Source organism: Pseudomonas lalucatii (assembly GCF_018398425.1).
GTDB classification, from domain to species: Bacteria; Pseudomonadota; Gammaproteobacteria; order Pseudomonadales; family Pseudomonadaceae; genus Aquipseudomonas; species Aquipseudomonas lalucatii.
Map to the genome: position 1 here is coordinate 2,028,447 of NZ_JADPMV010000001.1, position 12,175 is coordinate 2,040,621.

Here is a 12,175-nt window from a genome sequence, read left to right on the forward strand (position 1 = left end):
GTAGGGTGGATGGGCGGGCCGCGCAGGCGCGCGCCCGCCACCGCAGGGCTTAATTCAGCTGGTTGAGGGTCTCGCCGACCGCGTCGAACATGCGCTCGAGGTCGTCGATCCGGGCGTTGAAGGTCGGCCCGAACTGCAGGGTGTCGCCGCCGAAACGCACGTAGAAGCCGGCCTGCCACAGGGCCATGCCGGCCTCGAACGGGCGGATCACCGGGTCGCCGTCGCGCGGGGCGATCTGCAGGGCGCCGGCCAGGCCGCAGTTGCGGATGTCGAGGATGTGCTTGGCGCCCTTGAGGCCATGCAGGGCCTTCTCGAACTGCGGCGCCAGTTCGGCGGCCTGCTGCACCAGGTTCTCGCGCCCCAGCAGCTCCAGCGAGGCCAGGCCGGCGGCGCAGGCCACCGGGTGCGCCGAATAGGTGTAGCCGTGGGTGAACTCGATCATGTGCTCGGGCGAGGCCTGCTGCATGAAGGTGTCGTAAATTTCTTTCGAGGCGATCACCGCGCCCAGGGGCACGGCGCCGTTGGTGATCTGCTTGGCGGTGTTCATGATGTCCGGGGTGACGCCGAAGTACTCGGCGCCGCTCCATTTACCCATCCGCCCAAATGCCGTGATCACCTCGTCGAAGATCAGCAGGATGCCGTGCTGGTCGCAGATCTCGCGCAGGCGCTGCAGGTAGCCCACCGGCGGCACCAGCACCCCGGCCGAGCCGGACATCGGCTCGACGATCACCGCGGCGATGTTCGAGGCGTCGTGCAGCTCGATCAGCTTGAGCAGTTCGTTGGCCAGCTCGACACCGCCGGTCTCGGCCATGCCCGGGGTGTAGGCCAGGTGCGGCTGCAGGGTGTGCGGCAGGTGGTCGACGTCCATGAACTGGCCGTACATCTTGCGGTTGCCGCCGATGCCGCCGAGGCTGGTGCCGGCGATGTTGACCCCGTGGTAGCCACGGGCGCGGCCGATGAACTTGGTCTTGGCCGGCTGGCCCTTGAGGCGCCAGTAGGCCTTGGCCATCTTCACCGAGGTATCGGCGCACTCGGAGCCGGAGCTGGTGAAGAACACATGGTTCAGGTCGCCGGGCATCAGGTCGGCGATCTGCTCGGCCAGCTTGAACGACAGCGGGTGGCCGTACTGGAAGCCCGGCGAATAGTCGAGGGTGCCGAGCTGCCTGGCCACCGCCTCCTGGATTTCCTTGCGCGAGTGGCCGGCGCCGCAGGTCCACAGGCCGGACAGGCCGTCATAGATCCTGCGGCCCTTGTCGTCGACCAGCCAGCTGCCTTCGGCCGCGACTATCAGGCGCGGGTCGCGCTGGAACTGGCGGTTGGCGGAAAAGGGCATCCAGTGGGCGTCCAGCTTGAGCTGGTTGACCAGTGGCAGGGCGGCGGTCTGCGGCATGTTCATGGCGGCCTCGCGAAGAAGGGCGTGGTTCTGGTTTGGATAGCGGTTGCCAGTAAAGGTGCCACGGGCATAAATTTAGAAAAACACCACTCTTCTTATCCTTGGTTAACTGGCCACTAAACAAATGAGCACACGCCGCCCCGCCCCCCTGGCCCAGGTCAGCGACTTCGAAATCCGTCTGCTCAAGCTGTTTCGCAGCGTGGTGGAATGTGGCGGCTTCTCCGCCGCTGAGTCCGTGCTGGGCATCGGCCGCTCGGCCATCAGCCAGCAGATGAGCGACCTGGAGCAGCGCCTGGGCCTGCGCCTGTGCCAGCGCGGCCGCGCCGGCTTCGCCCTGACCGAGGAGGGCCGCGAGGTGTACCAGTCGACCCAGCAGCTGCTGGCCGCGCTGGAGAGCTTTCGCACCGAGGTCAACGGCCTGCACCAGAACCTGCGCGGCGAGCTGAACATCGGCCTGACCGACAACCTGGTGACGGTGCCGCACATGCGCATCACCCACGCCCTGGCGCGGCTCAAGGAGCGCGGCCCGGAGGTGCGCATCCACATCCGCATGACCCCGCCCAGCGAGGTCGAACAGGGGGTGCTCGACGGCCGCCTGCACATCGGCGTGGTGCCCCAGGCCGGCGCCCTGTCCGGGCTGGACTACCAGAGCCTGTACGACGAGCGCTCGCTGCTGTACTGCGCGGTGGGCCATCCGCTGTTCTACGTCGACGACCAGCAGCTGGCCGAGGACCGGCTGGATGCCCAGGACGCCATCGCCCCGACCTTTCGCCTGCCGCCGGAGATCCAGCGGCACTACCAGCGGCTCAACTGCACCGCCAGCGCCTCGGACCGCGAGGGCATGGCCTTCCTGATCCTCACCGGGCGCTATATCGGCTACCTGCCGGACCACTACGCCGCGGCCTGGGTGCAGCAGGGGCGCCTGCGCGCGCTGAAGGCCGCCTCGCGCTACTACGACCTCAGCCTGGCCTCGGTGACGCGCAAGGGGCGCCGACCGCACCTGGTGCTGGAGAGTTTTCTCGAGGCCCTGGCGGCCACCGGTTGACCGGCAGCCAGGGGGGAGGGCCCAGGACGGGAAAGCGGCACCCGGCGAGCGCCGGGTGCGGACGGGGGTTACTGCATCCAGGGCGGCGGCGGTTCTTCGCCGCGCGGCGCGTCCTCGGCGTTGAGCAGGGCCTGGCGCCGTGCCTCCTCGGCCAGGGCGGCCTTGATCTCGCGCATCACCGCATCGACATCGGCGGTGTCCTCGGGGTCGGCGAATTCGCCGGTCAGCGGACTGTCCGGGGTCAGCTTGCCTTCCTCGAACAGCGCCCACATCTCCTTGGCGTACTTGGTGTATTTCAGTTCGGGGGCGAACTGGCCGAAGTAGGCGGCCATGTTGCCGACGTCGCGCTCGAGCATCTTGAAGGCGTGGTTGTTGCCCGCCGCATCCACCGCCTGCGGCAGGTCGATGATCACCGGCCCCTCGGGGCCGAGCAGCACGTTGAACTCGGACAGGTCGCCGTGTACCAGGCCGGCGCAGAGCATCTTCACCACTTCCTGGATCATGAAGGCGTGGAACTCGCGGGCGTCCTCCGGGTGCAGGTCGACGTCGTTGAGCCGCGGCGCCACGCCGCCCTCGCCGTCGTCGACCAGTTCCATCAGCAGCACGCCCTCGAGGAAGTCATAGGGCTTGGGCACCCGCACCCCGGCGTTGGCCAGGCGGAACAGCGCCGCCACCTCGGCATTCTGCCAGGCGTCCTCCTGGCCCTTGCGCCCGTACTTCGAGCCCCGGGCCATGGCGCGGGCGTCGCGGCTGTTGCGCACCTTGCGGCCTTCCTGGTACTCCACGGACTGACGGAAGCCGCGCTTGTTGGCCTCCTTGTAGACCTTGGCGCAGCGCAGCTCATCGCCGCAGCGCACCACGAACACCGCGGCCTCCTTGCCGCTCATCAGCGGGCGTATGACCTCGTCGACCAGACCATCCTCGACCAGGGGTTCAATACGTTTTGGTGTCTTCATCGGCTTCGATCGCGGGTCCTGTGTTGCCCTATTCGCGTGTGCCGCCCGTTATACGGCAATCGGCGCCCATAACCCACCCTGGGGCGACCATTACCCGGCCGCGCATCCTCAATCGCGCAACAGATGCTGGCGCAGTGCCTCGAGGGCATAGCGCACCTTGGCTGGCTGGGCATCGCGGCGCGGGGTGACCAGGTAGATCCCCAGAGGCGGCAAACGCCAGCCCGGCAGCACATCGCGCAGCCTACCTGCCGCCAGCTCCTCGCGTACCTCGTGCGCCGGCTGCAACGACACGCCCATCCCGGCCAGGGTGAACTGACGTACGGCCAGGATGTTGTTGCAGCCGACCCGGCTTTCGATGCGCAGCTTCTCCTGCTCGCCCGCCGGCCCCTGCAGGCTGAGGGTGTTGAAGCGGGCATCGGTGTTCAAGGTCAGCCAGTCGAGGCCGATCAGCTCGGCGGGTCGACCGATCGGCGCCCGCCGCGCCAGGTAGCTCGGCGCCGCGCACAGCAGCATGCGCGAGTCGCCGATATGCCGCGCCACCAGGCTGGAGTCCGGCTGACTGCCGGCGCGGATCGCCAGGTCGATGCGCTGTTCGACCAGGTCGATCGGCTCGTCGTGAAAGAACAGCTGCAGGCTCAGCCCGCCGTGCGCCTGCAACAACGGCGCCAGGGCCGCGCAGATCGGGGCGCCGGCGAAGCCCACCGGGGCGGCGATGCGCAGCTCGCCGACCGGCGCATCGCGCAGTTCGGCCAGGCGCTGCTCGGCCTCTTGGGCCAAGGCCAGCACCCGGGCGCAACTCTGGTAGAAGGCGGCGCCGGCCTCGGTCAGAGTCAGCTTGCGGGTGGTGCGATGCAGCAAGCTGACCTGGGTGCCGTCCTCCAGCCTGCGGATCTGCTGGCTGACCGCAGAGGGGGTCATGCCGAGCACCTCGGCGGCGGCCACCATGGAGCCGCGCTCGACCACCATGGCGAAGATCGCCATACGTTTGAGCTGTTCCATTAGTTAGCCCTGCTTAATAGTCAAAGCGTTTTTAGCCTATTTTTTCGACCTTTATCCAGCTGCGATTATCTCCCCCGACGAAAACCACCCGAGGAGACACCCATGAACATCGCCCTGATCGGCGCCAGCGGTTTCGTCGGCGCCGCCGTTCTGCAGGAGGCCCTGAACCGGGGCCACCTGGTCACCGGCCTGGTCCGCCAGCCGCAGAAGCTGCCCGCGCACTCGGCGCTGAATGCCGTGGCTGCCGATGCCTATGACACCGAGGCGCTGGCCGCGGCCCTGCGCGGCCATGATGCAGTGGTTCACGCCTTCAACCCCGGCTGGGGCCAGGCGAACATTCGCGAGCGATTCGTCCAGGGCACCCGGGCGATCTATGCGGCGACCCGGCAAGCCGATATCCAGCGCCTGCTGGTGGTCGGCGGCGCCGGCAGCCTGTATGTCGCACCGGGCCTGCAGCTGATCGACACCCCGGACTTCCCCGCCGAATACAAGGAAGGCGCCGAGGGCGCGCGCCAGGCCCTCGAGCTGATCCGGACGGAAACTGCGCTGGACTGGAGCTTCATCTCGCCGCCAGCGCTGCTGCAACCGGGCGCGCGTAGCGGCCAGTTCCGTATCGGCGGCGACCAGCTGCTGATGAACGGCGAGGCGCCGGCGAGCATCAGCGTGACCGACCTGGCCGTGGCCATCATCGACGAACTGGAACAGCCGCAGCACATCCGCCAACGCTTTACCGTCGGCTACTGAGCCCCCGACAGGCGCGGCCTCGCGCGCCTGCCCCGCCCACATCTGGAGACCCCATGACCCTGACCGCCACCACCCATGTCGCCACTGCCACGCCGGCCCGCTATATCGGCCGCCTGTGCAAGCATTTCGCCCACAAGATCCCGGTCAGCTTCGACCAACAGCAGGGGCGTATCGAGTTCGCCTTCGGCTTGGCGCTGCTCGCCGCCGAAGACGATGGCCTGCGCCTGAGCGTGCATGCCGAGGAACAGGAGCAGCTGGCCAAGCTCCAGCACGTGGTGGCCAGCCACTTCGAACGCTTCGCCTGGCAGGAAGCGCTGACGCTCGACTGGCAGTGAGCGAGTCGCCGGCGATTTGAAAGCGCGATTCGGATTGGCGCGGCCGGCCCGAGGGCCGACAATCGGGCCATCACCCCAAGGAGCCGCGCCATGCTCGATCCCGACCTCTGCTGGCAAGCCGTCTGCGCCCGCGATGCCGCCCGCGACGGCCAGTTCGTCTTCGCCGTGCGCTCCACCGGCATCTACTGCCGGCCGAGCTGCCCGGCGCGGCGGCCGCTGCGCGCCAACGTCAGCTTCCACGCCGACCCGGCCAGCGCCGAGGCCGCCGGCTTCCGCCCGTGCCGGCGTTGCTCGCCCCAGGGCGCCAGCCCGGCCGAGCAGCTGGACGCGCTGGTCGCCGCCGCCTGCCGCCTGCTGAGCGAGCTGCAGCCCACCCCGACCCTGGCGCAACTGGCCGCGCGCATCGGCCTGTCGCCCTCGCACCTGGTGCGCGCCTTCAAGGCCCGCACCGGCCTGACCCCCAGGGGCTGGCTCAAGGCGCGGCGTCGCGCCGAGCTGGACGCCCGCCTGCCGAAAGCCGACTCGGTGCTGGAGGCGGCCCTGGCCGCCGGCTATTCCGGCACCCGCGCCCTCTACGAGGAAGCCGAGGCCCTGAGCCCGGCTCAGCGCCGCCGGCGCGGCGAAGGCGAGCGGCTGCGCTACGCCATCGCCCCCTGCCCCCTCGGCCAGCTGCTGCTGGCCAGCAGCGCCAAGGGCGTGTGCGCCCTGCTGTTCGGCGACGGCGCCGCGCAGCTGGAGGAGGAGTTGCAGCAACGCTTCAGCGCCGCCGACTTGCAGCGCGATGATCCCGGCCTCGGCGACTGGCTGCGTCAGGTGGTCGCGCAGATCGAGGAGCCCGGGCGCGCCGCCCGGCTGCCCCTGGACCTGCGCGGCACCGCCTACCAGCAGCAGGTGTGGCAGGCCCTGCGGCAGATCCCGGCGGGCCAGACCCGGCGCTATGGCGAACTGGCCGCCGCGCTCGGCAGCCACCCGCGCGCCGTGGCCCGGGCCTGTGCCAGCAACCCCCTGGGCCTGCTGGTGCCCTGCCACCGGGTGGTGGCGGCCGACGGCAGCCTGGGGGGCTATCGCTGGGGCGTCGCACGCAAGGCGGCGCTGCTGCGCCGCGAACGCCAGGAAAGCTGAGGCGCGCTCAGCCCTGATACAGGGCCAGCAGCTCCGGCACCGCCTCGGCGATTAGGCTGCCCCCGGCCAGCAGCAGCAGGACGAACACCAGCCAGCGCACCGCGCGCAGCGACAGCTTCGGCGGATAGCGGCGCACCAGCCAGCTGAGCAGCATGACCAGCGGCAGGGCCTCGGCGCTGAGCCACAGGGTGTCCAGCGACAGCTGCCCCTGGACCGCGACCAGACCCAGGCGCATGGCCGCGTTGCAGGCGAACACGGTGATCAGGGTATTGCGGATCAGCTCGTAGCCCAGGGGCTGGCGATACAGGTGATAGACGATCGGCGGCCCACCGCTGGAGAACAGGCCGTTGAGCACGCCGCAGAGGCCGCCGGCCACCCAGAGGGCCGGCGCTCCGGACAACCGCTCGCGCGGCCGGTTCTGCACCACCAGCATCAGGCTGGCAAGGATGATCACCCCGCCGAGCAGCAGGCGCAGCCAGGCGATCTGCCGACCGTCCAGGGCTCCGAGCCCCCAGATCCCGAGGCACACCCCGAGCAGGCTGCTGAGCAACAGCGGCGTGAGAATCGTGCGGTCCAGCGTCGGCTTGGGGCCGGCCACGGTGACCAGGGCGTTGCCCAGGGTGAGGATGCTGATCACCACCGCCACCTCGCCGAGGGGCAGCAGCTGCAGGAGGGCGACCAGGCCGATGAGGATCAGGCCGAAGGCGAAACCGGTCAGGCACTGGGCGAAGGTGGCCAGGGCCACGCAGAACAGAAACAGCAGGTGTACGTCCAGGCTCATTCCGGTGTCCTTGTCGGGCCCGCGAGCCATGCTGGCCCTCACTGCGGCCATATCGCCGCCACCGCGCCACAACCCTGATGAGGGGGTCACTGTAGCGCCCCGCCAGCGAAATGGCGAAGCCCATGCCGCCGCCGACCGTGGATCGACGACGCCATGGGCTCCGCTCAGCCGCTAGCGGCGGCTGGGTCGAGGCCGTCCGCGGCTCAGGCGCCCTGGACGGTGCGGGCGCAGAGCGCCTCGCCCTCTTCCTGGTGCAGCGCGCGCACCAGGCTGTAGCAGATCACCAGCAGCACCACGGAGAACGGCAGCGCCGCGGCGATGGTGGCCGCCTGCAGGCCCTTCAGGCCGCCGGCCAGCAGCAGCACGCCGGCCAACGCGCCGAGGCCCAGGCCCCAGATGATGCGGAAGCGCTGCGGCGGGTTCTGGTTGCCCATCGACAGGATGGTGCAGATCACCAGGGTGGCCGAGTCGGCCGAGGTGACGAACCAGCTGACGATCATCAGGGTGGCCAGGCCGGCCATGGCCATGGTCGCCCAGGACACGTTCAGGCCCTCGATGGTCTTGTACAGCACCATGGTCACGTCGGAGTTGGCCACCGCGTTGAGGTCGATGGCGCCGGCCAGCTGCAGCGACACGCCGGTACCGCCCATGATCACGATCCACAGGAAGGCGCCCAGGGTCGCGGCGAGCATGCCGCCCAGAACCACCTGGCGCACGGTGCGGCCACGGGAGATACGGGCGATGAACATGCCGACGAACGGGCCCCAGGACAGCCACCAGCCCCAGTAGAAGATGGTCCACCAGCCCTGCCACTGACGCTCGGGGTTGGAGTCGGTCCACATGCCCATGGGGATGAAGGTGGCCAGGTAGTCGCCCAGGCTGGTGGCGTACAGGCCCAGCAGGAACACGGTCGGCCCGGCCAGCAGCAGGAACAGGAACAGGATGCTGCTCAGACGGATGTTCCACTCGCTGAGCCAGAGGATGCCCTTGCGTACCCCGGACACCGCCGAGAGCGTGGCGACCACCGCGGTAGCCGAAATGAGGATCAGCTGATTGGTGGTGGAGATCTCGATGCCGAACATGTAGTTCAGGCCGGCGTTCATCTGCGACACGCCCAGGCCCAGGGTGGTGGCGGTGCCGAACAGGGTGCTGAAGATCGCCAGCAGGTCGACGGCATGGCCGATCGGGCCGTAGATGCGCTCGCCGATCAGCGGATACAGCGCCGAACGCACGGTCAGCGGCAGGCCGCGGCGGTAGGTGAAGTAGGCCAGGATCAGGCCGACGATGATGTAGATGCTCCAGCCGTGCAGGCCCCAGTGGAACATGGTCACGCGCAGGGCGATCTGCGCCGCCTCCGGGGTATTCGCCGCCACCCCGGCCATGTCCATGAAGGGATTGCCCTGCATGTGCATCAACGGCTCGGCGATGCTCCAGAACAGCAGGCCGGTGCCGACCGCCGCACTGAACAGCATGGCGAACCAGGAGAAGTTGCTGAACTCGGGACGCTCGTCGTCACGACCCAGGCGCAGGTTGCCGAAACGGCTGAGACCGACCCAGAAGGTGAAGAACAGCACGACGCTGACCACCGCCACGTAGTACCAGCCCAGGGAGCTCTCGATCCACTGCTTGACGCCGGTATAGAGGCTGTTGGCCAGCTCGCCATAGGTCACGGTGAACAACACGAAGACCAGTACCATCGCCAGGGAGGCGACGGCCATCGTCGGATTTACGCCTGCGAACAGACGCTGGGTGCCTTGCATAGGATGTTCGCTCACGAGCGCGCCTCCTCCTTATTTTTGTATGGGACACACAAAGGTGCTTGTCGCGACCGCGGGGGGCACTCGCCCCGCGCCCTCCGTCACCAGAGAACTGCAGGCAGCAGCAATCGCTACCGATCATGGTATACCACACACCATAATACGGTAAACCCATTCTGCACCCTGCGCTAAACGCTCTGACGCAACCGCCCGTGGCCCCGTTACGCCACCTCCTCTTGCCCCCAGAACTATCCGACGGAGCGTCGTCTAGCTAGCGCGCTCCGATCAGCCATTGGTTGAGAAAGAAGCCGCCGACGATCAGCAGCAGGAACAGGATCAGCGCCAGCACCATGGGCCCGGCCCCCGCCTGACGGATCGTGCTCCAGCGCGTCTGCACGCCGAGGGCGGCCATGGCGATGGCCAGGGTGAACTGGCTGACCAGCTGGATGACCGGCATGGCGGCCGGCGGCAGCACCTGCAGGCTGTTGATGCCGGCGGCGGCGATGAAGCCCAGGACGAACCAGGGGATCACCAGGCTAGCCGCGCCCTCGCCGTCACCGCCGCCGCGGCGGGCGAGAAAGGTACTGAGCAGCAGGATGAAGGGGGCGAGCATCATCACCCGGATCAGCTTGACCACCACCGCCGCCTGCAATGCCTCGCCGCCCACTGCCTCGCCGGCGGCGACCGCCTGCGCCACCTCGTGCACGGTACTGCCTATGTAGATGCCGAAGGCCTGCTCGCTCATGCCGGAGAACTGGTAGATCAGCGGGTAGCTGAACATCGCCAGGGTGCCGAACAGCACGACGGTGGCGATCGCCACCGTGACATGCTGCTGGCGCGACTTCAGCACCGACTCGGTGGCCATCACCGCCGCCGCGCCGCACACCGCGCTGCCCACCGACGTGAGGATGGCCACGTCGCGGTGCAACCGGAACAGCCGCGTACCGAGCAGCGTGCCGACGACGAACACCGTGCAGATCACCACGCCGTCGAGCAGCAGGGAACGCCAGCCGACGGCGGCCAGCTGCTGAAAGCTCAGGCCGAAGCCGAACAGGATGATGCCCAGGCGCAGCAGGCGCTGCTGGCAGAAGCGGGTGAAGGCGACTTCCCGCGGCGAGGCGACGGCGCGGCGGCAATGGCCGACCAGCATGCCCATGACGATCGCCAACGGCAGGGCGCTCAGGCCGAACCGCGCCACTTCCGGGATGGCGGCGACCAGCAGAGCACAGAGGGCGATCAGTGGCAGAACGATGCGCAAGGACATGGCGACGGACCCGGATGATGGCGATGCCGACAGCTTCGAGCCCTGGAAAAATTAAGTATATTGGATATATTTTATCTTTCTCTTAAGCAGAAACGAACATTTATCATGAACGTCAACATCCGCCAGCTGAAGATCTTCGAGGCCACCGCACGCCTGGGGCGCCTGACCCTGGCCGCCGCCGACCAGTCGATCAGCCAGTCCGCCGCCAGCCAGGCGCTCAAGGAGCTGCAGGGGGCGCTGGGCTATCCGCTGTTCAACCGGGTCGGCCGGGAGCTGGTGATCACCCAGGCGGGGCGCCAGGTGCTGCCGCAGATCAGCCAGATCCTGCAGCTGGTCGACGGCCTCAGGTCGCCGGACCCGGCCGCGCTCAGCGGCACCCTGCGGGTCACCGCCAGCGTCACCATCGCCTGCTATCTGCTGCCGCGCCTGCTGGCCGAGTTCGGCCGCCGCCACCCCGCCGTGGAGCCGGCCCTGGCCATCGCCAACACCAGCGAGGTGCTGGCCCAGCTGGAAAGGGGCCAGGCCCACGTGGGCCTGATCGAGGGGCCGGCCCTGCATCAGCGACTGCAGGTCCGCCCCTGGCGCGAGGATCACCTGGAGGTCTTCTGCCACCCCGAGCATCCGCTGGCCCGCCGCGGACGGCTGGACATCGCCCAGATCGCCGAGCAGCGCTGGGTCCTGCGCGAGCCCGGCTCGGGTACCCGGGCGATCTTCGATGCCGCGGTGCAGCAGCTCGGCGCACAACTCAAGCTGGCCCTGGAACTGAACCGCCAGGAGGCGATCAAGCAGTCGGTCAAGGCCGGCCTCGGAATCGGCTGCCTCTCGCAACTGGCCATCGCCGAGGAGGTCGCGGCGGGCGAGCTGGTCATCCTGCAGACGCCGATGAACCTCAGGCGCCGCCTGTCGCTGGTGACCCAGCCCCGGGAGCTGAGCAGCACCCTCGGCCAGGCCTTCAGCGACTTCCTCGGCGCCGCGGAGCCCACCCCGCCGGGCGCCTAGCCCATGCCCGCCGAGGCTGCGCCGGCGCGACTCCGGCGGCCCCGGCCCGAGCGCCTCCCGGCCCATCGCCGGGGGCCCCTGCCGTGCCGGGATTTGCATGTCTCGTATTATGGTATACCATGAGACCAAATCAGCCTGACCAACCCCGTCCCTCAGCAGCCCAGGAGACCCTCATGAGCTTCGAAATCCGCAAGATCGTCAGCTACGTGGAAGAAACCCTTATCGAAGGTGGCAAGGCCACCGACAAGCCGGTCACCATGGTCGGCCTGGCGGTCGTGATGAAGAACCCCTGGGCCGGCCGCGACTTCGTCGACGACCTGCGCTCGGAAATCAAGGCCAACAGCTCCGAGCTGGGCGCGCTGATGGTCAAGCGCCTGGTCGACGCCATCGGTGGCGCCGAGAAGATCGAGGCCTACGGCAAGGCCGCCGTGGTCGGCGCCGACGGCGAGATCGAGCACGCCTCCGCGGTGATCCACAACCTGCGCTTCGGCAATCACTACCGCCAGGCGGTGAACGCCAAGAGCTACCTGAGCTTCACCAACAAGCGCGGCGGCCCGGGCACCTCGATCCAGATCCCGATGATGCACAAGGACGACGAAGGCGCGCGCTCGCACTACATCACCCTGGAGATGCAGATCGAGGACGCCCCGCGCGCCGACGAGATCGTCGTGGTCCTCGGCGCCTCCGACGGCGGCCGCCTGCACCCGCGCATCGGCAACCGCTACAGCGACCTGGAAGAGCTGGCCGCCGAGCAGGCGCAGTAATTGCCGGTCAGTGCAG

12 protein-coding genes are annotated in these 12,175 nt (G+C 68.6%); 6 read left to right on the forward strand and 6 right to left on the reverse strand.

From position 1 onward, the window contains the following. Positions 1-49: 49 nt before the first annotated feature. The gene (gene aptA, locus I0D00_RS09250; protein ID WP_213639429.1) at positions 50-1,396 is read right to left on the reverse strand and encodes an omega-aminotransferase AptA; all 1,347 of its coding nucleotides are present in this window, start codon (positions 1,394-1,396) and stop codon (positions 50-52) included. 121 nt (positions 1,397-1,517) lie between these two features. Between aptA and I0D00_RS09255 the strand changes: the two genes are divergently transcribed. Then, on the forward strand, positions 1,518-2,438 hold the full coding sequence (locus I0D00_RS09255; RefSeq protein ID WP_213639430.1) for a LysR family transcriptional regulator: 921 nt from the start codon (positions 1,518-1,520) through the stop codon (positions 2,436-2,438). Positions 2,439-2,506: 68 nt separating this feature from the next. Here I0D00_RS09255 and I0D00_RS09260 read toward each other — a convergent pair whose 3' ends face one another. After that, complete coding sequence (locus tag I0D00_RS09260) at positions 2,507-3,394, reverse strand: PA4780 family RIO1-like protein kinase (protein WP_213639431.1); 888 nt, start codon at positions 3,392-3,394, stop codon at positions 2,507-2,509. Between the two features lie 108 nt (positions 3,395-3,502). Next, the gene (locus I0D00_RS09265; RefSeq protein ID WP_213639432.1) at positions 3,503-4,393 is read right to left on the reverse strand and encodes a LysR family transcriptional regulator; all 891 of its coding nucleotides are present in this window, start codon (positions 4,391-4,393) and stop codon (positions 3,503-3,505) included. 102 nt (positions 4,394-4,495) lie between these two features. Here I0D00_RS09265 and I0D00_RS09270 point away from each other — a divergent pair, with 102 nt between their 5' ends. The 3 genes from I0D00_RS09270 to ada all read left to right on the forward strand — a co-directional run bounded on the left by I0D00_RS09270 (position 4,496) and on the right by ada (position 6,594). Next, positions 4,496-5,137 carry an NAD(P)-dependent oxidoreductase gene (locus tag I0D00_RS09270; protein ID WP_213639433.1) on the forward strand — a complete coding sequence of 214 codons (642 nt, stop codon included), beginning with the start codon at positions 4,496-4,498 and terminating at the stop codon, positions 5,135-5,137. 53 nt (positions 5,138-5,190) lie between these two features. Beyond that, positions 5,191-5,472, forward strand: coding sequence for a DUF2218 domain-containing protein (locus I0D00_RS09275; RefSeq protein ID WP_213639434.1), 282 nt, complete (start codon positions 5,191-5,193; stop codon positions 5,470-5,472). A 90-nt stretch (positions 5,473-5,562) separates the two neighbouring features. Then, positions 5,563-6,594 carry a bifunctional DNA-binding transcriptional regulator/O6-methylguanine-DNA methyltransferase Ada gene (gene ada, locus I0D00_RS09280; protein ID WP_213639435.1) on the forward strand — a complete coding sequence of 344 codons (1,032 nt, stop codon included), beginning with the start codon at positions 5,563-5,565 and terminating at the stop codon, positions 6,592-6,594. Positions 6,595-6,601: 7 nt separating this feature from the next. Here the strand turns inward: ada and I0D00_RS09285 are convergent, their stop codons facing one another. The 3 genes from I0D00_RS09285 to I0D00_RS09295 all read right to left on the reverse strand — a co-directional run bounded on the left by I0D00_RS09285 (position 6,602) and on the right by I0D00_RS09295 (position 10,396). Further along, on the reverse strand, positions 6,602-7,375 hold the full coding sequence (locus tag I0D00_RS09285; RefSeq protein WP_213639436.1) for a sulfite exporter TauE/SafE family protein: 774 nt from the start codon (positions 7,373-7,375) through the stop codon (positions 6,602-6,604). Between the two features lie 203 nt (positions 7,376-7,578). Then, complete coding sequence (locus I0D00_RS09290) at positions 7,579-9,150, reverse strand: BCCT family transporter (RefSeq protein ID WP_338050401.1); 1,572 nt, start codon at positions 9,148-9,150, stop codon at positions 7,579-7,581. A 253-nt stretch (positions 9,151-9,403) separates the two neighbouring features. Next, positions 9,404-10,396 (reverse strand): YeiH family protein, encoded by a 993-nt coding sequence (locus I0D00_RS09295; protein ID WP_213639437.1) that lies wholly within the window; start codon positions 10,394-10,396, stop codon positions 9,404-9,406. A gap of 105 nt (positions 10,397-10,501) precedes the next feature. On the opposite strand from I0D00_RS09295, the gene I0D00_RS09300 reads away from it, so the two are divergent. Both I0D00_RS09300 and I0D00_RS09305 read left to right on the forward strand, forming a co-directional pair. Beyond that, positions 10,502-11,395: a LysR substrate-binding domain-containing protein gene (locus I0D00_RS09300; protein WP_213639438.1), complete on the forward strand. Its 894-nt coding sequence runs from the start codon at positions 10,502-10,504 to the stop codon at positions 11,393-11,395. Between the two features lie 173 nt (positions 11,396-11,568). After that, entirely contained in the window at positions 11,569-12,159 is a 591-nt protein-coding gene (locus I0D00_RS09305; RefSeq protein WP_213639439.1) for an amino acid synthesis family protein, read from the forward strand. Positions 12,160-12,175 lie beyond the last annotated feature (16 nt).